This is a genomic window from Sphingopyxis sp. H073 (assembly GCF_001468395.1).
In the GTDB taxonomy this organism is placed as follows: domain Bacteria; phylum Pseudomonadota; class Alphaproteobacteria; order Sphingomonadales; family Sphingomonadaceae; genus Sphingopyxis.
On sequence record NZ_LNSG01000003.1, the window covers coordinates 363062 to 386487 of the forward strand.

Below are 23426 nucleotides of genomic sequence, written 5' to 3' on the forward strand. Positions count from 1 at the left end.
ACTATTCGCCGCGAAACTGCGGCGTGCGTTTTTCGGTGACCGCCGCCAGTCCCTCGCGATGATCCTTGCTACCGAGGAGCAGCGCCTGGTTCGGCAGGTTCGCCTGCCATTCGGCCTCCATGCTGCTTTCGAGCGCGCGCTGGATCGACTGCTTGACCGTCGCATAGCCGAGCGGCGCCGAGGCCGCGAGTTCGCGGGCCAATGCCATGCCGCGCGCTTCCAGACCGTCCCGCGCGACGACTTCGCTGACCAGTCCGATAGCAAGCGCCTCTTCGGCGCGCACCTGCTTGCCGCGGAGGCACATCTCCATCGCACGGCCCAGTCCGACGATGCGGGGCAACAGAAAGGTTCCGCCGAGCGGCGGCATGATGCCGAGCTTGATCCAGCTTTCCTGGAACATCGCGGTATCGGCAGCGACACGAAAATCGCACGCGAGCACGAGTTCGCAGCCGACCGTCACCGCCGCCCCCTGCACCAGTGCGAGCGTCGGTTTGGGGCAGCGATAGATCGCCCGCGCCGCGCCCTGGAAGTTCGCGTAGACCGTGTCCTTGATCTCGCTGGCCGACATGCCCGTCAGCCGTTGCAGAAACGCGAAATCGGCGCCGACTGAGAAATGCTTTCCTTCGGCGGCGAAAATGATCGCGCGCACGTCGCGCTCACCCGAGAGCGCGGCAAAGGCGTCGCGAACCTCGCCGAGCATTTCGGGCGACGACGCGTTGCCGATATCGGCCCGCGCGACGACCACCGCCGCAACGCTGTCCTCATGACGATCGATGCGGATATGCGTGAAATCAGCCATCCGGATTTTCGGCCTTCTTCTTCTCGCGCCAGATCATCGCGGTCGCGCTTGTCGACAGGCCCATATTCAGCGCCTCGGCATCGAGCGCGGCCTCGAACGCCCAGTCTTCGGCATTGTTGAGGTTGGTTTTCATATAGCGATAGCCCATGCGCGGACCGTCGGCGAGGCGCCGCGCCGCCGCCATCGTCGCGTCGTGCAGCGCTTCGTCGTCGAACAAGCGCGTATAGATGCCTTTTGCAAAAGCCTCTTGGGCGGAGAGCTTCTCGCCGAGCAGGAACAGTTCGCGCGCCACGCCGGTGCCGACGATCTTGGTCCAGAACCAGGTCGACCCGAAATCGCCCCCCGCCCCGATGCGGTCGAAGGCGGTCAGGAAGCTCGCACTCTTGCCGGCGAAGCGCAGGTCGCACGCCCCGGCGATGCCGATCCCCGCGCCCGCGACCGGACCGTTGACCATCGCGATCGTCGGCTTGGGCATTTCGTGGAGCAGGCGCGAGGTTTCCATGAACCCGCGCAGCCGGACGAAGCTCTGTTCGTTGCGGCTTCCGACGTCGGAATTGGCGGGCACGACCGCCTTGTCGGCGCCGCCTTCCTTGAGATCGCCGCCGGCGCAGAACCCCCTGCCCGCGCCGGTCACGACGACGCAGCCGACCGACGCATCGCGCGCCGCGTCGGCGCAGGCGTCGGCGAGCGGCGCCATGATCGAGCTTGTCAGCGCGTTGAGCCGGTCGGGCCGGTTGAGGGTGATGGTGCGGACCCCCGCATCATCGTCGATCAGCACTTCGGACATGGATTCCTCCCCTGTTCCGTTCTTGTCGAAGGGAATGGAGGGCGAATCAATCCCCGCCAAGTTCGCGGTGGCGCGCCAGCATGCGCACTGCCTTCTCGGCGAGGTCGTCGGGCACGGCGGGATAAAGCGGTAGCGGGCGGGACTTGCTCGGCAATGCGATCGTCGCGGTCGCGCGCACGGTTTCCTCGTCGCGCTGGTTGGTGAATTTCACCGCCACATCGACGAAACTCTGGCCACCCTCCTCCCGTTTCGCGAGCACTTCGCCGGTCACGCGCTGGACGTCGCCCATATAGTTGAACTTGCGGATCTCGTCGTGAATGTGGGTGATGACGGCATCGTCGCCGGCCCAGTCGCTGAGATATTGCCACAGGTAATTTTCGCGCATGACCCCATAGTCATAGGCCATCGGATTACCGATCGCTTGCGCCCAGGTCGGGTCCCAGTGCAGCCGCTGCGCGACGTCGGGAATGCCATATTCATTCTTCACATAGAAGGCCGGGATGCGCTGGCGGTTCTTGTGCGCGAGGCGGTTAGCGGTCGGCGCATAGGGCACGAAGCCGTAACCGCCGGCATGAAAGCAGATCACGTCCGTGACGGTCAGCGGGCCCTTGGCCTGCAGCCCCAGCGAATCACCCTTCTCGACGCTTTCGAACCAGCGCTTTTCGGCGCCCTGGACGCGTTCGGCGGCATAGATATCCTCAATCGCTCGCATTTCCTCGTCGGTGTAGGTCGCGGGCTCGATCGACGAATATTTGCCCTTCTTGGCGGCGGTCTTGCGCTCGGTCAGTACGCGCAGGATGCGATAGACCGCGACGACCTCGCCGCGCTGGTTGATTTTCACGTCGCGGCGCACGCCGATCACCGAACGCCCGGCGAATTCGGACTGCTTGACCTCGCAGGTCTCGTCGCCGTTGAAGCTGTAGATTGTATCGCCGGGATAGATCGGGCGATAGAAATCCCATTGCGAGCCCGAGACGAAGACGTGGATCCCCTTGAACAGACTCTTGCGGAGTGCCTTGATCTCGTCGGGAACGGGGTCGCCCAGCATCGGCCGGTTGATGACGCCCGCCATCATCCCGGGCGCGATGACGCTGCCCCAACGGGTCTTCTTCGCATAGTGCGGATCGGTATAGAGCGGGTTGTCGTCGCCGATACCGTGCGCGAAGTTGCGGATATTATCCTCGGTCGCGACCTGGATATATTCGCGCGTCTTCGCCGCCTGGTCGAACCCCAACAGCTTGCGCTGCCGCTCTATGTCTGCGTCGGTAATCTCGTAGGCGACGGCCTTCTGCCACTCTTCGCTTTCCTTGATGTCGTTTTTCGCCTCGGCCATCGCATATCTCCCTTGTCACCAGTTGTATAACTAGGTAATACATCCCCAATAGCGAAGCAAGGGGATAGTGCCGTAATGGAAGTTCGCCGCATCAGCGATGCTTTGAAGGTGCGTGCGCAGCATCAGGCGAGCGAGATCGCGCACGACGATACACGGCGCCAGATCAGCTTCGCCGAATGGGATCGCGAGGCCGACGAGATCGGCGGCGGCCTCGCCGCGGCGGGCCTCGTTCCCGGCGACCGCGTGTTCCTGCCGATCAGCAATGCACGCGCGGTCGAAATGGCGATCGCGGTGTTTGCGGTGTTCCGCGCGGGCGGGATCGCCTGCCCGATCAACACGCGTCTCAACCCGCGCGAGATCTCCGACTATGCGGCTCTATGCGAACCGCGCTTCTGTCTGACTGACGCCCCCGAGTTGGTGAAGGACCTGGAACTCGACGGTTGCTGGCATGTCGACGCAATGCCGCGCGACCTGTCCGCGCTTCCCGATCAGGCCAGCCTCGACCCCAACGCCGATGCCGAAATCCTCGGCACGTCGGGCACGACGGGCAAGATCAAGGGTGTCGTCGTCTCGCATCCCGACCTGATGACCGGGGTCACCGGCTATAATCAGGACCGCTCGCGCTCGACCCTGAACGCATTGCCGCTCACCGGCTCCGGCGGCAATATCGGCATCGTGATGCTCCCCGCGCGCGGTGGCGCGACCGCGATCACCCAGCCGAAGTTCGATCCCAAGGGCTTCCTCGAGCTGGCGAGGCAAAAGCGCCCGAACCTGATCTATTTGGTGCCATCGATGCTGCGTCTCGTGCTCGATCATCCCGACGTTGCCGACTACGACATGGCGGGGGTCAAATATCTGATGACCGGCACCGCGCCGCTGCCGCACGATTCGGTGAAACGCGCGGCCGAACTGTGGCCGCACCTGCGCATCCGCAACAGTTACGGCATGTCCGAAGGCGGGGTCGGGCTGGGCACGACCAGCCAGGAGCAGGTGCTGAAGCCCGGCTGCGTCGGCAAGCTGCCGGCGCATATGCAGATTCGTGACGAAGCGGGCAATGTCATATCCGAGCCAAATGTCGTCGGTGAAATCTACGGCTGGCAGAAGCACCCGCGTCGCTACTGGAACGACGCAGAGGCGACCGCCGAGAGCTTCAAGGGCGGCTGGACCAAGACCGGCGACCTCGGCTACGTGGATGAAGATGGCGACCTGATCATGGCCGGCCGGTCGAAAGAGTTGATCATCCGCGGCGGCTACAACATCACGCCGCTCGAGATCGAGACCGTGCTGCATCTGCACCCGGCGGTCCAGCAGGCCGCGGTCGTCGGCGTGCCGCACGAGGTGCTGGGCGAGGATATTGCGGCGGCGGTGACGCTTCGCCCCGGCCAGGCCGCGACAGGCGACGAGATCATCGCCTTTTGCAGGGAGCATCTGGGCGACAACAAGGTTCCGCGAACGCTGGTGGTGATGGACACGATGCCGCTCAATCCGAACGGGAAGATCTTGAAGAAGGATCTGGCTGCCCCGCTGGCGAAGGCCGCGGCGGAGCGGCGACGGGCGGCCTAGCCCGTCCTCTCCCTAAAGGAGAGGGAGACAAATTACCCCTTCAACGTCTCAAATGGCACATCCTTGTCCATTCGCACTTCGCCCGGCATCCCCAGAACGCGTTCGGCGATCTGGTTGCGCAGCACCTCGTCGGCGCCGCCTGCGATGCGCATCACGGTCGAATAGATATAATCATACTGAACGTCACCGGTCGCGGTGTCGCCCGCTTCGGGGGCAATGCCCGCGAGCCCGCGCAGCTCGAGCGCGAGGCCATTGGTCTTCTGGTAGCGCCCCGCATAGGCAAGCTTGACCATCCCCGCGAGTGCGCCGGGATTTTCGCCTTTGGAGACCATGGTCCGCAGCCGCGCCTGAAAGAATCGTTCGCCCTGTTCGTCGGCGAGCGCTTCGGCAAGTTGCTGGCGCACCGCACGGTCATCGAGCATCGTACCGCCATGGCCATCGGGGGTCGCCGCGGCATAATCGAGCAAAGGCCCGATCCCACTGCGATGCGCTCCCGAGCCGAGGCGTTCGCCCATCAAGACGGTCATGCAGCAGGCCCAGCCCTCGCCCTCGGCGCCGATCCGGTTGGCGTCGGGGATACGGACGTCGGTGAGGAAGGTTTCGTTGAACTCGCTCGCGCCCGAAATCTGGCGGATCGGGCGCGTCTCGATTCCCGGCGTCTTCATGTCGACGACGAAGAAGGTTAGCCCCTTATGCTTGGGCAAGGTTGGGTCGGTCCGCACGACCAGGATGCCCCAGTCCGTCAAATGCGCCCAGCTCGACCAGACCTTCTGGCCGTTGACGATCCAGTCGCCGCTGCCGTCATCGGCACGCACCGCCTTGGTACGCAGCGCCGCGAGGTCCGAGCCCGCGGCAGGCTCGGAGAAGAGCTGGCACCAGGTCAGGTCGCCCTTCAGCGTCGCTTCGATAAAGCGTGCGCGCTGTGCGTCGGTGCCGTGTTTCGCGATCACGGGCAGCGCCATGCCCGTACCGATCGAAGTGAAAGGCCCCTTGGGCAGGTGATATTTGCCCTCTTCCTCGGCGAAGATCACCGCCTCCGCGCCCGACAGGCCGCGCCCACCGAGCGCCTTGGGAAAGGTCAGGCCCGACCAGCCGCCCTCGTAAAGCGCGCGCATCCACGCCCGGCCACGATCGGCCTCTTCGGTGTCGGGTATTTTTTCGCCCGGCGTCAGCTCGTGCGCTGGGGCATGCGCAGCGAGCCAATCGCGCGCTTGCGAGCGGAAGGCGGCTTCTTCGGAGCTGTCGTTGAAATCCATCTTACGCCGCTTTCACTTGGCTGCCCGGCTGCGCGTTCAGCAACCGGTCGGCCCAGAAACCCCGGTTGCCCAGATGCACGCTGAGCATGCGCTCGCGCCGGTAATAGAAATGGCAGTTCGCCTCGAAGGTATAGCCGATGCCGCCGTGCACCTGCAGATTCTCGCGCGCCGCGAGTTCGAAGCATTTGATGCCCGACAGGCGCGCCGCCGCCGCCGCTGCCGGCAGATCGTCGGGCGAAGACTCGGCTGCCCAACCGCCAAAATAGGCATTGGAGCGCGCGAGTTCGGTCGCCACCGCGACATCGGAGAGCTTGTGTTTGATAGCCTGATACCCCGCGAGCGGGCGTCCGAACATCTGGCGTTCCATTGCATAGTCGCGCGCCATGCGAAGGCAGGCGTCGGACGCTCCCACGGCTTCGAACGCCGCAAGCACCGCCGCATGGTCGATCAGCCGGTCGAGTTTGCCTGCTCCCGGCATTGCCTCCGCCACGGCGTCGGCGAAATCGAGGCGGTAGTGCGGGCGCAGCTGGTCAAAGCTGTCGAGCTTCGTCCGCGTCACGCCGGGCTGATCCAATTCGACCAGCGCAAAGCTGCCTCCCGCGACGAGAACGACCGCGATATCGGCGATGCCGGCGTCGGCGACCGGAGACTTACTTCCCGAAAGGCGCCCGCCCGCGAGCGATGCGCCCGTCGCAAAGACCGGCCCCGGCCCCTCGGCATAGGCGAAGGTCGCGAGCGCATCGCCGCTCGCCAGCTTGGGAAGCCACGCCGCCTTCTGCGCCTCGCTTCCAGCGAGGCGGATCGCCTCGGCTCCCAGGATGATCGAACTCATGAACGGCACCGCAGCATTCGCAGCGCCGAGCGCTTCCATGATCACGCCAAGGTCGAGCGCGCCAAGGCCGAGCCCGCCTTGCTCTTCGGGAATCGCAGCACCGAGGAAGCCCATGTCGGCGAGCGCGCGCCACAACGGCTCGTCCCATTCGACGCCCGAGTCGATCAGTGTTCGCAGACGGTCGAACGACGACATATCGGCCAGAAGCGACCGCGCTTGCTCGCCGAGCATTTTCTGTTCATCGCTAAGGTCGAAATTCATCGCAGGCCTTGCCCTCTTGTTGTGGTCTGTGTCATAGCGAGTTGTATAACTAGGTCAACCATGAGAAAGCCGAATGAGAACGGCCGGAGAGGAAGCCCCGCCCATGCAGTATGAAACCATTCTGGTCGATATCGCCGATCATATCGCTACGATCACCCTCAACCGGCCCGAGGCGATGAACAGCTTCACCAAGCAGATGATGGACGAATTCGAACATCTGTGGAAGTGGATCGCGCGCGAGGACGATGTCCATTGCTGCGTGCTCCGCGCCGCGCCGGGCAAGGCGTGGTGCACGGGGGTCGACGTCAAGGAATCGCAGAAGCCCGGTGGGACCGTCGTCGACCTCGCCAACATCTGGCACTGCGAAGACCCCGGCAATTACCTCGGGCCCAAGTCCATGAACTGCTGGAAGCCGATCATCGCCGCGGTGCACGGCATGGCGGCGGGCGGCGCCTTTTACTGGCTCAACGAGAGCGACATCATCATCTGCTCCGAGGAAGCGACCTTCTTCGACCCGCACGTCACCTATGGCATGACGAGCGCGCTCGAGCCGATCGGCATGACGTATCACATGCCGCTGCACGACGTGCTGCGGATGGTGTTGCTCGGCAATGACGAGCGCATCGGCGCCGGTACCGCGCTGCGCATCGGACTGGTGAGCGAAATCACGACGCTGGACGAGCTGTGGCCGCGCGCGCACGAACTGGCGACGGCGATCGCGGCTAAACCCCCGGCAGCGACCGCCGGTTCGATCAAGGCGATATGGGAATCGCTCGACCTGCCGCGCAGCGTCGCACTCCAGCAGGGCCTTAAATATTGCCAGATCGGCAACCCGGTCGGCGTGCCGCAGGTGAACCGCGCGGCGCTGATGGCCGACAAGGCCAAGAAATTTACGATCCGCTAGCGGAAGCGTCGCGTCGGACCGAGAAATAGACCTACGAAAAAGCGAGGGATTGGACACGCATGTCGATTTTGTATGACGAAGGCCAGCAGGCGATCGCAACCGAATCGCGCCGCGTGCTCGAAGCGCGGATGAACAAGGACGAGCTGTTGCCACTGCTCGAGATGACCGGCCGCTATCACGAGGGATTCTGGAACACTGCCAAGGAACAGGGCTGGACCGCCCTCGCGTTGCCGGAGGAATATGGCGGGCTTGCACTGGGCCTCGTTGAACTCGGCCTGATCGCGCATCAGGCGGGCCGTACCCTGAGCGGCGCGCCCTTCCTGACTTCGGGTTTCGGCTGCGCCAAAGCGATCGAACTTTACGGGTCGGACGAGCAAAAGACGCGCTGGCTGCCCGGGCTTGCCAGCGGCGAAATCGTCGGCGTCGTCGCCTTTGCGTCGGGCTCCGATCCCCTGCCGATCTACCCGGCAATCCGCTTTGCCGATGGCCGGATCAGCGGGCGGGCGACCGGGGTTACCGGCGGCCTCGTCGCCGACATCGCGGTGGTCTACGCCATGGGGTCCCTGGGCCCCGTTCTCGTCGTGGCCGAACTTTCCGATGTCGAGCGCAGCGCCATCGGCGGCTTCGACAACAGCCGCTGCTACGCCCACCTTGGTTTCACCGATATACCGGCGCAGCCGCTGGCCATCGACGGCGCAGCGCGCGAAGCCGCGCTCCACATCCTCTCGCTCCAAGCAGTCATTACCGCGCACGAGCAGACGGGGGGCGCCGAGGCGATGATGGAAATCGCGCGCGATTATGCGCTGACGCGCCGCGCCTTCGGCCAGGTCATCGGCGCCTTCCAGTCGGTCAAGCATCGCATCGCCGAGCTGTACGGCCTTGTCGAACTGGCACGCGCGAACTGCATTCATGCCGCATCGCGCGAAGACAATGATGATTTCATCGTCGCGGCGGCTGCGGCGCGCCTGTCGGCGACCGAGGCTTATGACACCGCCGCCCGCGATTGCATCCAGATCCACGGCGGCATCGGCGTGACCTGGGAAATCGGACTTCACCTCCACATGCGCCGCGCGCGCAGCCTCGCGATCGAGCAGGGCAACGGGCTGTTCTGGGAAGATATATTGGTCGACCGCCTGACGGGAGAAGCGGCATGAGCGATCTCGAAGCCTATCGCGCCAGGGCTGCCACCTGGCTCGAATCGATGGTGCCAGCGTTCGGCAAAGCAGCGCGCAAAGGCTTGTCCGAAGCCGACGACCTTGCCCTTGCCCGCCGCTATCAGGCCGCAAAGTTCGAAGCTGGCTACGCGGGCATCAACTGGCCGGTCGAATATGGCGGTCAGGGGCTCGGACATCTCGAAAAGGTGACCTTCGACAGCGAGGAAATGAAGCACGGCTTCCCCAACGCCTATTTCGGCATCTCGCTCGGCATGCCGGTGCCGATCCTGATGCAGTTTGGCGAAGACAAGGCCTTTGTGAAGGAGCGCGTGCTGAAGGCGCTGCGCGGCGAGGAAATCTGGTGCCAGCTCTTTTCGGAACCCGCGGGCGGATCCGACCTCGCCGGGCTAAGGACCAAGGCCGAACCCGACGGCAACGGCTGGAAAATCAACGGGCAAAAGGTCTGGACGAGCTGGGCGCAATATAGCGATTATGGCGTCATCGTCGTCCGCACCGACCCGAATGTGCCAAAACACAAGGGACTCACCTATTTTTGGGTCGACATGAAAGCGCCCGGCGTCACCGTGCGTCCGATCAGGCTTGCGGGTGGCGACAGCCACGTCAACGAGGTGTTCTTCGACGATGTGAAGGTCGACGACGATCACCGCATGTCGCCCGTTGGCGGCGGCTTTGCGGTCGCCATGGCGACGCTGATGATCGAACGCTATGTTGCGACCGACAGCGGCGGCTTCGGCCCGCATCTCGACCTGTTCGTCGAACTGGCGAAGGCTACCCTGATCAACGGCAAGCCCGCGATCGCTGACGGCCGCATCCGGCAGCAGATCGCGCGCAATTATGCGATGCGGAACGGTCTCAATTCGATCACCGCGCGCGCGATGGCGATGATGCAGGCGGGTATGGTCCCGGGCCCCGAGGGCTCGCTCAACAAGCTGGTGTCGGTGCGGTCGCGCCAGAAGCTGTCCGAACTCGCGATCGACCTTCAGGGCAACGACGGCTTCGCCTTCGACGACCACGCCTCGCAAAAGGAGGATTGGACGTCGAGCTGGATCAACGCGCCCACCGGCCGCATCGCGGGCGGCGCCGACGAGATGCTGCTCAACACCATCGCCGAGAAAATCCTCGGCCTGCCCCAGGACCATCGCCCCGACAAGGGCGTCCCCTTCAACCAGATCCCCGCCTGACCACAAGGATTCACGCCATGACCGAAGCCTATATCATCGATGCCGTCCGTACCCCGCGCGGGATCGGCAAGCCCGGCAAGGGCGCCTTGTCGCATCTGCATCCCCAGCATCTCGCCGCGACCGTTCTCGCCGCGATCCGCGACCGCAACAATCTCGATACCGCGACGGTCGACGACATCATCTGGTCGACCTCGACCCAGAAGGGCAAGCAGGGGGGCGATCTCGGCCGCATGGCGGCGCTTTCGGCCGGCTATGACACCAAGGCATCGGGAACCACGCTCGACCGCTTCTGCGGCGGCGGCATCAGCACGGTGAACTTCGCCGCGGCGACCGTCATGTCGGGCATGGAAGACTGCGTCATCGCCGGCGGTACCGAGATGATGAGCTATACGGCAACCCTCGCCGCCGAGGAAGCCAATGCCGGGATCAAGCCGCTCGGCATGGGATCGGGCCATGCCGCGCTCGATGCGATCCATCCTCAGTCGCACCAGGGCGTCTGCGGCGACGCGATCGCCGCTCGCGAGGGCATCAGCCGCGAGGCTGTCGATGCTCTGGCGCTCGAAAGCCAGAAGCGCGCCGCCGTCGCGATTGCCGAGGGCCGCTTCGACAAGTCGGTGGTCCCGGTCCTCAATCCCGACGGCAGCGTTGCGCTCGACCGCGAGGAATTCCCGCGCCCCGAAACGACCGCCGAAGGGCTCGCCGGGCTCAAGGCGAGCTTCGGCGCGCTCAAGGATTTCGACCTTGGCGGCGGCGTGACGTTCGCCAAGCAGATCCAGCGCGTCTATCCGGGCCTCGAATGGGAGGGCATTCATCATGCAGGCAACAGCTCGGGCGTCGTCGACGGGGCCGCGGCGATCCTGCTGACGTCGAAAGACTATGCCGACAAGCACGGGCTGAAACCCCGCGCCCGCGTCGTCGCCTATGCCAATGTCGGCGACGATCCGACGCTGATGCTCAACGCGCCGGTTCCGGCGGCAAAAAAGGTGCTCGAAAAGGCCGGGCTGACGAAGGATGATATCGACGTCTGGGAAATCAACGAGGCCTTTGCCGTCGTCGCCGAGAAGTTCATTCGCGACCTCGATCTCGATCGCGAAAAGGTCAACATCAACGGCGGTGCGATGGCGCTCGGCCACCCGATCGGCGCGACGGGATCGATCCTGATCGGCACCGCGCTCGACGAGCTCGAACGTTCGGGGGGCCGCTACGGCCTCGTCACCATGTGCGCTGCGGGCGGCATGGCTCCTGCCATCATCATCGAGCGGATCTGATCCGCTCGCAGCTAACCGCTCCGGGGCTACCTTGCACCCCGGGGCGGTACCGGCACGCATCAGGTTGGCCGGGAGCGGCGAATTTACATCATCGCTGAACAACCGCTTACAGGGAGAACGCCCAATTTAGAGGCGGGATGCAGCCTCCGCTCAGGCATCGAAAGAATGGCTGCTTTCGCATTCTGGCCCGGCAATGTCAGAATGGCCAGACGCAGGCGCAAAGCGGTCGCCATTTATCTCATGCCCGCAGTTCGACCATTTGCGATCTCCTCTGAAATCATTCGATAACTTTGGAGCAAGAGGCCGATTTGCGTAGACTCCTGTACCAGCGCAGTTCGAACTTCATCTACGAACCGGAGCCATTTCCTTCCTTTTGGCGTTTTTGCGCTAAAACCCGCGTCCGCGAGTTCCTCGCGGGGCAGGTTTTGCACAATGATATCAAATGGTTTTGGGAAGGTCACATCGACCGCTCCGTCCTTGTACGTGCAGTTCGACAGTGAATGGCCGAGCATGTTTCGCTTCGAGGTGAAGTTTCACGACATTCCGCTTTGTTTCGTCCGGCCGCGCAAGCGGACCTTAGTCGCAGAATGAACAGCCATCTGATGAGAGCTTCGGACGGCGATCAGCCATCCGAAGCCTTTGCTATTAGAAAGATGCCGTAACGCTCGCCACCGCGGCATCGGCGATAGAGCCAGTTCCATCCAGGCCCTTGCTGAAATCGGGCTGCAGGCGTGCCGCGTAGGCAATCGGGCGGATTTCAATCCTGCGCGCGTGGTCACAAATCGCGGTCGAACCCGTCCGGAGAGTCGAAGGAAGACATCGGCAAACGCCGCCAGCGCTCCGAAACCTCCAGGGTCTCCCACAAGCCGGGTCCGACGAACAGGAGCGCGCTGCCGCCACTGCCGCACAGGAAGACGATCGCAGAAAGGAGCATCATGAACGACGACGGCTCGCGGGGCGATGTGGCCAGCGCCATCTGATGAAGCCGGACGGCAACCGACCAACCCAGTACCAGAAGTGCGACGCCGCCGGCCCGCAGGCCCAAATTGGCAGCGAGCGTTTCATGCCATTTCTTCATGTCAGACCTCCAGAAGGAGGCCGTTCAATTACGCATGGCTGCGTAGGAAATCGAGATAGGGAAATGCCGTCCGGCGTTGAGATTGCATATGATCGACCGGAAAACGCGGGAGCTGTTGGTGAATCATATGTAATTCATATGCAAAATTCGCTCATCCAACATGGAGAATATATGCCGATCCATGTCATTGCCGACGTGTTGAGAGACTATGGGAGGGCGTGATGAGCACGAAGAGCGGCGATGCCGAAACCGGGACCGGCACCCATGCGAAAGCGCGTCTTTCGACATTGGCGCTCGGGGCGCTCGGCGTGGTCTTCGGCGATATCGGCACCTCCCCGCTCTATGCCTTGAAGGAAAGCTTCGTCGGCCACCATCCGCTGACTGTCGATCACGTCCATATTTATGGCGTGCTCTCGCTGATCTTCTGGACGATGACGCTGATCGTCACGATCAAATATATCTTGATCGTGATGCGCGCCGACAATGATGGAGAGGGCGGGAGCATGGCGCTTCTTGCACTCATTTCCCGCACCCTTGGTGAAAACCGCTGGACGCCCGCGATCGCCATGCTCGGCGTGCTTGCAACCGCGCTTTTCTATGGCGACGCCATCATCACCCCCGCCATCTCGGTGCTTTCAGCTGTCGAGGGGCTGACGGTCGTCGAGAATTCGCTCGGACAGTTCGTTCTGCCGATCGCGATGGTTATCCTTCTGGGCTTGTTTCTGATCCAGCGACGCGGGACAGAAAGGGTCGGAGCATTATTTGGTCCCGTAATGGCGATCTATTTCCTCGTTCTGGCCGTGCTCGGCGTCTCCAATATCGTTCGTCATCCCGAGATACTCCAAATCGTCAACCCGCTCTGGGCATTGCGCTTTTTCACGCTCGATCCGCAACTGGCCTTTCTGGCACTCGGCTCGGTGGTTCTCGCGGTGACCGGCGCCGAGGCGCTTTATGCCGACATGGGGCATTTCGGGCGCAAGGCGATCAGCATCGCATGGCTTTACGCCGCGCTCCCCTGCCTCATGCTCAACTATATGGGCCAGGGCGCGCTGCTCATCGACGATCCGGCTGCGGTAGCCAATCCCTTCTTCCTGCTCGCACCCGAATGGGCGCGGCTTCCTCTTGTCATCCTCGCGACGCTGGCCACCATCATCGCCAGCCAGGCGGTCATTTCGGGGGCGTTCTCGGTCACGCGGCAGGCCGTTCAGCTCGGCTTCCTTCCCCGCCTGCGGATTCTCCACACGAGCGCTTCGACCGTCGGACAAGTGTATGTGCCGTTCGTCAACTGGACGCTGCTCGTGCTCGTCATCGCGCTTGTGCTGGGCTTCCGCAGTTCGAGCAACCTTGCCGCGGCCTACGGCATCGCGGTTACCGGAACGATGGTTCTCACCGCCTGCATGCTCGGCATATTGACGTTCAAGGTCTGGCGCTGGCATCCCTTGCTTGCCGGCGGCGTGACGGGCCTCTTCCTCTTGATCGATGGCGCCTATTTCGCATCGAATGTGACAAAGATTCCCGACGGCGGCTGGTTTCCCCTTCTCGTCGCGGCGACTGCGTTCGTCCTGCTCACCACCTGGTCGACCGGACGCAAGATCATGCGGCGCTACCTCCAGCTCGGCGCGATGGATCTCGACCTGTTCGTCAAAGCCACGGCAACCTCGGTCAAGCGCGTCCCCGGAACGGCGATATTCCTTTCCTCTTCGGTGGATGGCGTGCCGCCGTCGCTGCTGCACAATGTGAAGCACAACAAGGTCCTGCACGAACGTGTGATCATCCTGACAGTCGTCACCGACGACGTGCCGCACCTTCCGCCGGAAGAAGGCGTCAGCGTAATCGCTTCGGGCGAAGGCTTTTATCGCGTGCGATTGCGGCACGGCTTCATGGAGGACGTCGATATCCCGGCCGCGCTAAGCGCTTTCGATGGCGCAGGCGGCCCGATCAACGGCTTCGAGACCAGCTATTTTCTCAGCCGCCAGACACTGATCGCCTCCAGCAAGCCAGGCATGGCCATCTGGCGAGAGAAGCTCTTCGCCTGGATGGTCCAGAACGCCGAAAGCCCGATGGAATTCTTCAAGCTTCCAAGCAATCGCGTGGTCGAGCTCGGATCGCAGGTCGAGATCTGACAGTCACCCGACCATTTCGGCGACAAAGGCGACAAGCGCCACGATACTGCACATATAGACGCTCAGCAGCAGCGGTCCCTGGGCGCCAAGCCAGTCGACGACCCGCTCGCGCGTGCCCGACGGGGACTCGATTTCCTTTCTGTTCATGGGATGCATTTAGGCGATCCGGCCATTTGAATTCGAGAGCGGGAAAGCCCTGACCGCATAGAATTTCCATATATTCGCCGTCGATGCGCCCGGACCTTCTCAGTTGGTCGAAGCGCCTTCCTCGGCGACGCGGTCGCTCTCTCCCTCGCTGCCGAGCCGAAGGCGATAGCCGATACCGAGCTCGTTACAGATGATTTGCGGCCGTTGCGGGTCGGCTTCAAGTTTCTGGCGCAATGTGCGGACGAGGACCCGCAGATATTCGACATGATGTTCATGCTCGTTCGGCCAGACTTCGGCCATGATCTGGTTGTGCGTGATGACGCGGCCCGGAAAGCGCGCCAGCTGGGCGAGCACTGCATATTCCTTGGGCGTCAGATGAACTTCCTTGCCGCCCTTCGTGACGGTTCGCGCGATCAGATCCATCATCACGTCGCCCACCGACAGCGTGAGGTTTCCGCCGTCGCGGGTGAGCCGGTTACGCAGTGCGACACGCACGCGGGCGAGCAGTTCGTCGGTGTCGAACGGCTTGGTCAGATAGTCGTCGGCGCCGAGATCGAGCGCCGCCACTTTCTCGTCGGTCGCATCGCGCGCCGACACGACGATCAGGGTCGTGTCCGATTGCTGTTTGAACAGCGGCACGAGTTCGAGCCCGTCGCGATCGGGCAGCCCGAGATCGAGCAAGGTGATGTCGGGTCGCTCCTCGCGCAGCCGCTCGGTCGCCTCGCGCGCATTTTCGGCCTCGACGATCGCATAGTCGGCCCGTGCCAATGCCGCGTGGATCAGCCGGCGAATATGGGGTTCGTCATCGACGATGAGGACCTTGTGACGGACTTTCATGGGATATCCTTGTCGGTGAGATTCGAGATGATCAGCGCTTCGGGAATGTGGATCGTGAAGCGCGCGCCGTGCGGTTCGGCATTGTTGCCCGCCTCGACCGTCAGCCCCATCGCCTCGGCAAAGCCCTTGACGATCGCGAGACCGAGTCCGGTGCCATGCTTGGCGCGGTCGCTCCCCTCGAGCCGGGTAAAGGTTTCGAAGACGCGCTTTTCGTTGCCGGGCGCGATGCCGCGCCCCTGGTCGATCACCGACAGCGCGATCGAGTCGGCCGTGCGGCTGGCGCGGATGATGATCGGTGTGCCGGGGTCGGCATATCGGCCGGCATTGTCGAGCAGATTGATCAGACAATGGTGGAGCAACACCGGATCGACGCGCACCAGCGGGATATTCGAGCTGATGTCGATCTTCACCTCATGCCCCGCGAGCGATGCCCGCGTGTCGTGAGCGGCGCTTGCCGCGGCGTCGAACAGTTCGGTCGCCTCGACCTTCATCGGCAGCGCCCCCGCCTCGACGCGCACCATGTCGAGCAGGTTCGAGACAAAGCGATTGAGGCGCAGCGCCTCGGTCTCGATCGTCTCGGCCATTTCGGGCGAGGGATGGCGGCGCATTTCCTGCGCGGCCGAGAGGATCGTGGTGAGCGGGGTACGGAGGTCGTGGCTGACCGACGAGAGCAACGCCGCACGCAGCCGGTCGCGTTCTTCGATCTGCCGCGCGTGGAGCGAGGCTTCTTCGAGTTCCATGCGGTCGAGCGCGATCGACGCCTGATCGAGCAGGCTCATCAGCAGCGGCACCTGATCCGAGCGCACCGGTTCGCGCGCATCGTCGCGCGTCATGCCGAGTACCCCGAGCACGCCGCGGGTGGTGCGAAGCGGGTGGAAGAGCCAGTCCGACGCGGTGAGCGTCGACGAACCGCGTCCGGCGGGTTGCTCATTGTCCATCGCCCATTGCGCCGCCGCGCGCTCGATCTGCTCGAGCCGGTCTTCGGGCGGCACCGCGGCGCGGAGCATCGGGCCGTCGGCGGAAGGCAGGAGGAGTACGGTGCGGACGTCGAGCAGGCGTCCGACCTCGGCGCAGATCGCCTGCATCAGCGTGTCCTGATCGGGGGCGGCGGTGAGCTGGCGCGAGAAGCTTGCGAGCGCGGCGTTCTGGCGCGCGCTCGACTGCGCGAGATCGGCCTGCGCGCGGACGCGCGCGGCGAACTGGCTGGTCACCACAGCGACGCCGAGCAGCACGAAGATGCTGATGACATTTTCGGGATTGTTGACCGTCAGCGTGCCAGTCGGCGGCAGGAAGAAGAAATTATAGGCGAGGCTCGACGCGAGCCCCGCGAACAGGCCGGCGCGCACGCCGAAGGTCGCAGCGGCGAACATCACGGGGATGAGGTAGAGCAACGAGATATTGCCGAGATCGATGACTTCGAGCAGCAGGCGGCCGAGCACGGTCATCAGGGCGACCAGCGCAAGCGACACGACATAGTGCGATGGCTTGCCCCAGCGGCCGGGAACCGCGGCCGCGCGGTGCTGGACCGTCCGCGTATCAGGCTCGCCCGGCAGGACGTGCACCGCGACATCGTCGATCGTCCGCACGAGCTGGTCGACGACCGAGCCGTGGCGCAGCTCGAACCACCACGGCCGCGCCGATTTACCGACCACGATCTGCGTCGCGCGTGCATCCTCGGCAAAGGCGCGCAGCCCCTCGACGACGCTCGCCGCCGGAACAGTCGCGGTCGAGGCGCCGAGCCGCGATGCAAGCGCGAGCGTATCGGCAAGCTGCCTGCGGTCGTCATCGGTCATCGCCTGGCTGCGCCGCGTCTCGATATAGACCGCGGTCCATGGCGCCTTCAGCGCGTCGGCGAGCCGCTTGCCCGCGCGCACCAGCTCGGCGGCGACGGGCAGTTCGCTGACCGCGACGACGATCCGCTCGCCGACCGCGAAACTGCCTGCGAGCGCGTGGCTGCGGACATGGTCGAGCATCTGCGCGTCGACCGCCTGCGCGGCGCGGCGGAGCGCGAGCTCGCGCAGCGCGGTCAGGTTCGACTTCGAGAAGAAGTGGGTGAGCGCGCGCGTCGCTTCCTGCGGAATATAGACCTTGCCGTCGCGCAGCCGCTCGATCAGCTCGTCGGGCGGGATGTCGACGACCTCGATCTCGGCGTTTTCGAGAATGCTGTCGGGGACGGTTTCGCGGACGCGGACGCGCGTGAAGGATGCGACGACGTCGTTCAGGCTTTCGACATGCTGGATGTTGAGCGTCGAATAGACGTCGATCCCGGCGTCGAGCAGTTCCTCGACATCCTGATAGCGCTTGGGATGGCGGCTGCCCGGCGCATTGGTGTGCGCCAGTTCGTCGACGAGGACCAGCTGCGGCCGCCGTTCGAGGATCGCGTCGATGTCCATCTCGCCGAGGCTATGGCCTTGATGCTCGACCTGTCGCCGTGGGATGATCTCGTGGCCGTGGACAAGCGCCTCGGTCTCGCGGCGGCCGTGCGTCTCGACCACGCCGACGACCACATCGACCCCGGCCTCGCGCCGGTGGCGGCCGTCGGTCAGCATCTCCCACGTCTTGCCGACGCCGGGCGCGGCGCCGAGGAAGACTTTCAGACGGCCGCGGCCTTCCTGCGCCGCCTGACGCAGAAAGGCCTCGGGTGATGGTCGGTCGTTTCCTGTCACGCGGCGGGTTTAGCCCCAAAGGCATCGAGTCGTCGATTGAGCTCGAACACATTCACCCGCGGCTCGCCGAGGAAACCCAGAATCGGGCCTTCGACGCTCCGTTCGACGAGTCCGCGAACCGCGGCGGGGTCGATGCCGCGCGCCTTTGCGATCCGATCGACCTGATAAAAAGCCGCCTCGGGGCTGATATCGGGATCGAGCCCCGAGGCGGAGGTCGTCACCAGGTCAGGCGGGACATTGGCCCCTGGCGCCGTTTCGGAAAGTTTTGCGACGTCACCCTTCACGCGGTCTGCGAGCGCCTGCGAGGTCGGGCCGAGGTTCGAGCCCGACGAGGCGAGCCCATCATAGCCCTTGCCCGCCGCCGACGGCCGCGTGTTGAAATAGCGATCCGACGTGAAAGCCTGGCCGACGACGGTCGAGCCGACGATCTTGCCATTCTCCTCGACGAGGCTGCCGTTCGCCTGGCTCGGAAAGAGCGCCTGCCCGAGGCCGGTGAGCGCCAGCGGATAGGCGAGCCCGAGCAGCGCCGCGAAGAGCAATGTCATGACGAGCGCGGGGCGCAGCGAGCTGATGATATCCTTGTTCATGTCTTTATCCTCAGACCAGACCCAGGCCGCCAACGGCCAGGTCGATGAGTTTGATGCCGATGAAAGGCGCGACGAGGCCGCCAAGCCCATAGATGGCGAGGTTACGCGCGAGCAGCGGTCCTGCCCCCATCGGCCGATAGGTCACGCCCTTCAGCGCGAGCGGCACGAGCAGCGGGATGATCAGCGCGTTGAAGATGATCGCCGACAGGATCGCGCTTTCGGGGCTGGTCAGTCCCATGACGTTGAGCACGCCAAGCCCCGGATAGAGCACGATGAACATCGCGGGGATGATCGCGAAATATTTGGCGACGTCGTTGGCGACCGAGAAGGTCGTCAGCGCGCCGCGCGTCATCAGCAACTGCTTGCCAAGGCCGACGACCTCGATCAGCTTGGTCGGATCGCTGTCGAGATCGACCATATTGCCCGCCTCGCGCGCCGCCTGCGTGCCGGTGTTCATCGCAACGCCGACGTCGGCCTGCGCGAGCGCCGGAGCGTCGTTGGTGCCGTCGCCGCACATGGCCACGAGCCGCCCGCCCTGCTGCTCCTTGCGGATCAGCTCGAGCTTGTCCTCGGGCGTCGCCTGCGCGAGGAAATCGTCGACCCCCGCCTCGGCGGCGATCGCCGCGGCGGTGAGCGGATTGTCGCCGGTGATCATCACGGTACGGATGCCCATCGCGCGCAGTTCACCGAAGCGTTCGCGGATGCCCGCCTTGACGATGTCTTTCAGGAAAATCGCGCCAAGTAGCTGGCCGTCTTTCGCGACAGCAAGCGGCGTGCCGCCGGCGCGCGCGATCTCGTCGGTGATGCGGCGAAGCTCGGTCGCGGCGGCGGTCGCGCCCGCGCCCGGATTGGCGCGCAGCACCGAATCGACCGCGCCCTTCTGGATCACGCTGTCGCCAAGCTTGATGCCCGAGATGCGCGTCTGCGCGGTGAAAGGGATGATCTCGGCCCCTGCGGGCAGGTCAGCCCTCGTCTGGCCGAATTTCTCGCGCGCGAGTGCGACGATCGAGCGCCCCTCGGGGGTTTCGTCGGCAAGGCTGGCGAGCAGCGCTGCCTCCGAAAGCACCGACATCGACTGGCCCCCGACCGGACGGAACTCGGTCGCCTGGCGGTCGCCGACGGTGATCGTTCCGGTCTTGTCGAGCAGCAGGACGTCGATATCGCCCGCCGCCTCGACCGCGCGGCCCGATTTCGCGAGCACGTTGAAGCGGACGAGGCGGTCCATGCCCGCGATGCCGATCGCCGAGAGAAGCGCCGCGATCGTCGTCGGGATGAGCGTGATGAGCAACGCCGCAAGGATCGCGACCGGAATGCTGCCGCCCGCGTAGGAGGCAAAGCCCGGGATCGTGCCGACTGCGATCAGGAAGATGATCGTCAGCCCCACGAGCAGCAGGGTCAGCGCGATTTCGTTCGGCGTCTTCTGGCGCTCGGCGCCTTCGACAAGCGCGATCATCCGGTCGAGGAAGCCCTGCCCCGGATTGACCGTCACCTGGACGCGGATCTCGTCCGAAATAACGCGCGTGCCCGCGGTGACCGCGCTGCGGTCGCCGCCCGCTTCGCGGATCACCGGCGCGCTCTCGCCGGTGATCGCCGCTTCGTTGACCGAGGCGACGCCCGCGACGACTTCGCCATCCGACGGGATCAGGTCGCCGGTTTCGACGAGAACGATGTCGCCGACCTTGAGCGCGCTAGCCGGAACGCTTTCATAGGCATTCCCGTCTCCCTTCAGCTTCTTGGCGGTCAGGTCGGCCTTGGTCGCGCGCAGCGAGGCGGCCTGCGCTTTGCCGCGCCCTTCGGCGAGCGCTTCGGCGAAGGTGCCGAAGAGCACGGTCAGCCAGAGCCAGATGACGAGCTGCAGCTTGAAGCCGGTGGCGAGCCCATCGTGACCGACGACAAGCAGCACCGTCAGCAACGTCGCGACGACCGCCGTGGTGAACATCACCGGATTGCGGATCAGCTCCTTCGGGTTGAGCTTGCGGAAGGCGTCGCCGATCGCCGGGACGATCAGGTCAGCCGTGAAGAGAGACTTGGTTTCGGACCGAGCCATTTGCATATGTCCTTAGAAGAGCTGGCCGTTGATCATCGCGAGATGATCGGCAATGGGACCAAGCGCGAGGCTGGGCAGGAAGGTCAGGCCGCCGACGATCAGCACGATGCCGATCAGAAGGCCAGTCCACAGCAGTCCGGTGGTCGGGAAGCTGCCCGCGGTCGCCGGCGTGTATTTCTTCGCCGCGAGACCGCCCGCGATCGCCAGCATCGGGATGATGACGAAGAAGCGGCCAAGCCACATCGCGACGCCAAGCATCCCGTTGTAGAATGGTGTACCGGCGGTCAGGCCGGCGAAGGCCGAACCATTGTTGCCGACCGCGCTCGTGAACCCGTACAGGATTTCCGAGAAGCCGTGCGGACCCTTGTTCAAGGGGCCCGCGAGCCCCGCCTCCGTCACCGACGCAATCGCGGTGCCGCCGAGGATGATGAGCGGCAACACTGCGATCGCGAGCACCGCGAGCTTGACCTCGCGCGCCTCGATCTTTTTCCCCACATATTCGGGAGTACGCCCGACCATCAGGCCGGCGACGAACACCGCGAGGATGGCGAAGAGCAGGAAGCCATAGATGCCCGCGCCGACGCCGCCGATGACGACTTCGCCGAGCTGGATGTTGAGCAGCGGGATCATCCCGCCAAGCGCGGTGAAGCTGTCGTGCATCGCATTCACCGCACCGCACGAGGCAGCAGTCGTGACGACCGCGAAGAGCGACGAAGCGGCAATGCCGAAGCGAACTTCCTTGCCCTCCATATTGCCGCCGGCCGCGCCAAGCTGATGAAGGATCGGGTTGCCCGCAGCTTCCTGCCAATAGGTGACCGTAACGCCGGCGAGGAAGATCGTCGCCATCGCGGCGAGGATCGCCCAGCCCTGGCGCTGGTTACCCACCGCCTTGCCAAAGGTCCAGGTCAGGCCGAAACCGATCGCAAAGATCGACAGCATCTGCACGAGGTTGGTCACCGCGTTCGGGTTTTCGAACGGATGCGCCGAATTGGCGTTGAAGAAGCCGCCACCGTTGGTGCCGAGCATCTTGATCGCTTCCTGCGACGCGACCGGGCCGAGCGCGAGCGTCTGCTTGACGCCTTCGAGCGTCGATATATCTACCGATCCTGCGAGAGTCTGCGGCACGCCGTTCGCGATCAGGAAGATCGCATAGACGACGCAGATCGGCAGCAGCAGGTAGAGCGTGATCCGCGTCACGTCAGCCCAGAAATTGCCGATCGTCTTCATCTCGCGCCGCGCAAAACCGCGGAACAACGCGAAGGCGAGCGCGATGCCCGTCGCCGCCGACAGGAAGTTGTGGATCGTGAGCCCGAGCATCTGGCTGAGGTTCGACAGCGTTGCCTCACCCGAATACCATTGCCAGTTGGTGTTCGTCGTAAAGCTGATCGCAGTGTTGAAAGCGCCGTCGCTCCCAACGCCTGCATAGCCGAGCGGATTTCCGGGCAAGACGCCTTGCAGCCGCAGAATCGCATAAGTGAAAAGCAACAGCACGACGTTGAAGATCAGCATGTGGACCGCGTAGCGGCGCCAGCCCTGCTCTTCGTTCGGGTCGATGCCCGACAACCGGTAAAGGCCGGCTTCGACCGGCCCGAGGATCCGGTGGAGCGGCGTCCGCTCGCCCGCGTAGAGCGCGTACATCCACTTGCCCAGCGGCTTGGTGAGCACCAGCAATATGGCGACGAAAGCGATGATCAGAAGCCAGCCCTGAAAGGTCATGGCGCGCCTCCCTTAAAAGCGTTCGGGCCGTGCGAGCACGGCGACGAGATAGAGAAGAAGGCCGACCGCGGTGAGGCCCGCGAGCCAGAGGTCGAGAGTCATGGTCGCCAATCCCTAAGCGTCGTCGCACAGCCGCGCATAGCCAAGGCTCGCGGCGACGAGGGCAAGGATGATGCCGACCCAGAGAAGATCCTGCATGATTTTGCTCCGGCAGGACGCCCGCCACGGAAGGTGGCACGAGTCGTCTGCGGGCTTCCAAATAGGTCAGGCCGACGTTTGAATGCGAGACGATGAAATCGGCCGCCGCATAGTATTCTCGTATGATTTCGCGAATTCCGCGGCGCAGCGCGCCCGAGCCACGATTTGGCGCGCAATCGATGCCGTTGATCTCGCACGGCATAGCAGAATTTCAACGCCACCGACGCCCGACCAATCTGGAGAAAAAATGCGCCGCCCGCGCATAACCGGATCTCGACTCTCCGGCCTCTCCTCTCGGCCGGAGGGTCTTCAATCTGGGGAAAACGTTCTACGGCGAGCATCGTCGGCCCAATCTGCGAGAGCGGCGATACTTTCGCGACGGAGCGCATGATCGACATGGTCGACGAAGGCGACCTCGCGCTGTTCCATACTGCCGGCGCCTATGGCGCCTCGATGGCATCGACCTATAATTGTCGGCCCCTCGTCCCGGAAGTGCTCGTAGATGGCAACCGCTTCGCCGTAGTCGCCGAACGCGTCGCCCCGCATGACCTGCGACCGCAGCGACTGGCGCCCTGGATGACGGTCAAGGAACCACTCGCCTCCGCGGCCTAATTCCCCGTTCAAAGCGGGACCACGGCACGCACCTCCGCGCGACTCCTCAAGACGAA

General features: G+C 64.2%; 19 protein-coding genes and 1 pseudogene. 7 read left to right on the forward strand and 13 right to left on the reverse strand.

Annotated features, from left to right (window positions below):
- Position 1: 1 nt before the first annotated feature.
- From ATE64_RS07215 to ATE64_RS07225, 3 genes are read right to left on the reverse strand one after another with little or no spacing between them, the layout of a single operon-like run.
- The gene (locus ATE64_RS07215; RefSeq protein ID WP_058454058.1) at positions 2 to 799 is read right to left on the reverse strand and encodes an enoyl-CoA hydratase/isomerase family protein; all 798 of its coding nucleotides are present in this window, start codon (positions 797 to 799) and stop codon (positions 2 to 4) included.
- Positions 792 to 1586 (reverse strand): enoyl-CoA hydratase-related protein, encoded by a 795-nt coding sequence (locus ATE64_RS07220; protein ID WP_058454059.1) that lies wholly within the window; start codon positions 1584 to 1586, stop codon positions 792 to 794. The genes ATE64_RS07215 and ATE64_RS07220 overlap by 8 nt, the downstream gene beginning before the upstream one ends.
- 46 nt (positions 1587 to 1632) lie before the next feature.
- On the reverse strand, positions 1633 to 2919 hold the full coding sequence (locus ATE64_RS07225) for a MaoC family dehydratase N-terminal domain-containing protein (protein ID WP_058454060.1): 1287 nt from the start codon (positions 2917 to 2919) through the stop codon (positions 1633 to 1635).
- A gap of 75 nt (positions 2920 to 2994) precedes the next feature.
- Here ATE64_RS07225 and ATE64_RS07230 point away from each other — a divergent pair, with 75 nt between their 5' ends.
- Positions 2995 to 4482 (forward strand): class I adenylate-forming enzyme family protein, encoded by a 1488-nt coding sequence (locus tag ATE64_RS07230; protein WP_058454061.1) that lies wholly within the window; start codon positions 2995 to 2997, stop codon positions 4480 to 4482.
- A 32-nt stretch (positions 4483 to 4514) separates the two neighbouring features.
- Here the strand turns inward: ATE64_RS07230 and ATE64_RS07235 are convergent, their stop codons facing one another.
- Together ATE64_RS07235 and ATE64_RS07240 are read right to left on the reverse strand one after the other, a co-directional pair.
- Complete coding sequence (locus ATE64_RS07235) at positions 4515 to 5738, reverse strand: acyl-CoA dehydrogenase family protein (protein WP_058454062.1); 1224 nt, start codon at positions 5736 to 5738, stop codon at positions 4515 to 4517.
- A 1-nt stretch (position 5739) separates the two neighbouring features.
- Positions 5740 to 6831 (reverse strand): acyl-CoA dehydrogenase family protein, encoded by a 1092-nt coding sequence (locus tag ATE64_RS07240; protein WP_058454063.1) that lies wholly within the window; start codon positions 6829 to 6831, stop codon positions 5740 to 5742.
- 103 nt (positions 6832 to 6934) lie between these two features.
- Between ATE64_RS07240 and ATE64_RS07245 the strand changes: the two genes are divergently transcribed.
- From ATE64_RS07245 to ATE64_RS07260, 4 genes are read left to right on the forward strand one after another with little or no spacing between them, the layout of a single operon-like run.
- Positions 6935 to 7735, forward strand: coding sequence for an enoyl-CoA hydratase/isomerase family protein (locus tag ATE64_RS07245; protein ID WP_058454064.1), 801 nt, complete (start codon positions 6935 to 6937; stop codon positions 7733 to 7735).
- A gap of 59 nt (positions 7736 to 7794) precedes the next feature.
- The gene (locus ATE64_RS07250; protein WP_058454065.1) at positions 7795 to 8889 is read left to right on the forward strand and encodes an acyl-CoA dehydrogenase family protein; all 1095 of its coding nucleotides are present in this window, start codon (positions 7795 to 7797) and stop codon (positions 8887 to 8889) included.
- Positions 8886 to 10091, forward strand: coding sequence for an acyl-CoA dehydrogenase family protein (locus ATE64_RS07255; protein ID WP_058454066.1), 1206 nt, complete (start codon positions 8886 to 8888; stop codon positions 10089 to 10091). Before ATE64_RS07250 ends, ATE64_RS07255 begins: the two co-directional genes overlap by 4 nt.
- 17 nt (positions 10092 to 10108) lie before the next feature.
- Positions 10109 to 11359, forward strand: coding sequence for an acetyl-CoA C-acetyltransferase (locus tag ATE64_RS07260; protein ID WP_058454067.1), 1251 nt, complete (start codon positions 10109 to 10111; stop codon positions 11357 to 11359).
- Positions 11360 to 12134: 775 nt separating this feature from the next.
- Here ATE64_RS07260 and ATE64_RS07265 read toward each other — a convergent pair.
- Entirely contained in the window at positions 12135 to 12437 is a 303-nt protein-coding gene (locus tag ATE64_RS07265) for a hypothetical protein (RefSeq protein WP_058454068.1), read from the reverse strand.
- A gap of 221 nt (positions 12438 to 12658) precedes the next feature.
- On the opposite strand from ATE64_RS07265, the gene ATE64_RS07270 reads away from it, so the two are divergent.
- Positions 12659 to 14560: a potassium transporter Kup gene (locus ATE64_RS07270; RefSeq protein WP_058454069.1), complete on the forward strand. Its 1902-nt coding sequence runs from the start codon at positions 12659 to 12661 to the stop codon at positions 14558 to 14560.
- A 3-nt stretch (positions 14561 to 14563) separates the two neighbouring features.
- Here ATE64_RS07270 and ATE64_RS21555 read toward each other — a convergent pair whose 3' ends face one another.
- The 7 genes from ATE64_RS21555 to kdpF form a co-directional block, all read right to left on the reverse strand.
- Positions 14564 to 14707, reverse strand: coding sequence for a hypothetical protein (locus ATE64_RS21555; RefSeq protein WP_156416547.1), 144 nt, complete (start codon positions 14705 to 14707; stop codon positions 14564 to 14566).
- A gap of 99 nt (positions 14708 to 14806) precedes the next feature.
- The gene (locus ATE64_RS07275) at positions 14807 to 15544 is read right to left on the reverse strand and encodes a response regulator transcription factor (protein ID WP_058454070.1); all 738 of its coding nucleotides are present in this window, start codon (positions 15542 to 15544) and stop codon (positions 14807 to 14809) included.
- Positions 15541 to 18210: a sensor histidine kinase KdpD gene (locus ATE64_RS07280; protein WP_058454071.1), complete on the reverse strand. Its 2670-nt coding sequence runs from the start codon at positions 18208 to 18210 to the stop codon at positions 15541 to 15543. Before ATE64_RS07280 ends, ATE64_RS07275 begins: the two co-directional genes overlap by 4 nt.
- Positions 18207 to 18797 carry a potassium-transporting ATPase subunit KdpC gene (kdpC, locus tag ATE64_RS07285; protein WP_058454072.1) on the reverse strand — a complete coding sequence of 197 codons (591 nt, stop codon included), beginning with the start codon at positions 18795 to 18797 and terminating at the stop codon, positions 18207 to 18209. Before kdpC ends, ATE64_RS07280 begins: the two co-directional genes overlap by 4 nt.
- Positions 18798 to 18807: 10 nt before the next feature.
- Entirely contained in the window at positions 18808 to 20844 is a 2037-nt protein-coding gene (gene kdpB / locus ATE64_RS07290; RefSeq protein WP_058454073.1) for a potassium-transporting ATPase subunit KdpB, read from the reverse strand.
- A 12-nt stretch (positions 20845 to 20856) separates the two neighbouring features.
- Positions 20857 to 22560 (reverse strand): potassium-transporting ATPase subunit KdpA, encoded by a 1704-nt coding sequence (gene kdpA, locus ATE64_RS07295; protein WP_058454074.1) that lies wholly within the window; start codon positions 22558 to 22560, stop codon positions 20857 to 20859.
- A 12-nt stretch (positions 22561 to 22572) separates the two neighbouring features.
- On the reverse strand, positions 22573 to 22662 hold the full coding sequence (gene kdpF / locus ATE64_RS07300; protein WP_058454075.1) for a K(+)-transporting ATPase subunit F: 90 nt from the start codon (positions 22660 to 22662) through the stop codon (positions 22573 to 22575).
- Between the two features lie 414 nt (positions 22663 to 23076).
- On the opposite strand from kdpF, the pseudogene ATE64_RS21105 reads away from it, so the two are divergent.
- Positions 23077 to 23370: pseudogene (locus ATE64_RS21105) on the forward strand (diaminopimelate decarboxylase); the annotation flags it as partial.
- Positions 23371 to 23426: the final 56 nt, after the last annotated feature.

What these genes read in the sequence shown, in the direction of transcription:
- ATE64_RS07215 (WP_058454058.1), bottom strand. Translation starts at nt 799, where the DNA reads ATGGCTGATTTCACGCATATCCGCATCGATCGTCATGAGGACAGCGTT.
- ATE64_RS07220 (WP_058454059.1), bottom strand. Translation starts at nt 1,586, where the DNA reads ATGTCCGAAGTGCTGATCGACGATGATGCGGGGGTCCGCACCATCACC.
- ATE64_RS07225 (WP_058454060.1), bottom strand. Translation starts at nt 2,919, where the DNA reads ATGGCCGAGGCGAAAAACGACATCAAGGAAAGCGAAGAGTGGCAGAAG.
- ATE64_RS07230 (WP_058454061.1), top strand. Translation starts at nt 2,995, where the DNA reads ATGGAAGTTCGCCGCATCAGCGATGCTTTGAAGGTGCGTGCGCAGCAT.
- ATE64_RS07235 (WP_058454062.1), bottom strand. Translation starts at nt 5,738, where the DNA reads ATGGATTTCAACGACAGCTCCGAAGAAGCCGCCTTCCGCTCGCAAGCG.
- ATE64_RS07240 (WP_058454063.1), bottom strand. Translation starts at nt 6,831, where the DNA reads ATGAATTTCGACCTTAGCGATGAACAGAAAATGCTCGGCGAGCAAGCG.
- ATE64_RS07245 (WP_058454064.1), top strand. Translation starts at nt 6,935, where the DNA reads ATGCAGTATGAAACCATTCTGGTCGATATCGCCGATCATATCGCTACG.
- ATE64_RS07250 (WP_058454065.1), top strand. Translation starts at nt 7,795, where the DNA reads ATGTCGATTTTGTATGACGAAGGCCAGCAGGCGATCGCAACCGAATCG.
- ATE64_RS07255 (WP_058454066.1), top strand. Translation starts at nt 8,886, where the DNA reads ATGAGCGATCTCGAAGCCTATCGCGCCAGGGCTGCCACCTGGCTCGAA.
- ATE64_RS07260 (WP_058454067.1), top strand. Translation starts at nt 10,109, where the DNA reads ATGACCGAAGCCTATATCATCGATGCCGTCCGTACCCCGCGCGGGATC.
- ATE64_RS07265 (WP_058454068.1), bottom strand. Translation starts at nt 12,437, where the DNA reads ATGAAGAAATGGCATGAAACGCTCGCTGCCAATTTGGGCCTGCGGGCC.
- ATE64_RS07270 (WP_058454069.1), top strand. Translation starts at nt 12,659, where the DNA reads ATGAGCACGAAGAGCGGCGATGCCGAAACCGGGACCGGCACCCATGCG.
- ATE64_RS21555 (WP_156416547.1), bottom strand. Translation starts at nt 14,707, where the DNA reads ATGAACAGAAAGGAAATCGAGTCCCCGTCGGGCACGCGCGAGCGGGTC.
- ATE64_RS07275 (WP_058454070.1), bottom strand. Translation starts at nt 15,544, where the DNA reads ATGAAAGTCCGTCACAAGGTCCTCATCGTCGATGACGAACCCCATATT.
- kdpC (WP_058454072.1), bottom strand. Translation starts at nt 18,797, where the DNA reads ATGAACAAGGATATCATCAGCTCGCTGCGCCCCGCGCTCGTCATGACA.
- kdpB (WP_058454073.1), bottom strand. Translation starts at nt 20,844, where the DNA reads ATGGCTCGGTCCGAAACCAAGTCTCTCTTCACGGCTGACCTGATCGTC.
- kdpA (WP_058454074.1), bottom strand. Translation starts at nt 22,560, where the DNA reads ATGACCTTTCAGGGCTGGCTTCTGATCATCGCTTTCGTCGCCATATTG.
- kdpF (WP_058454075.1), bottom strand. Translation starts at nt 22,662, where the DNA reads ATGACTCTCGACCTCTGGCTCGCGGGCCTCACCGCGGTCGGCCTTCTT.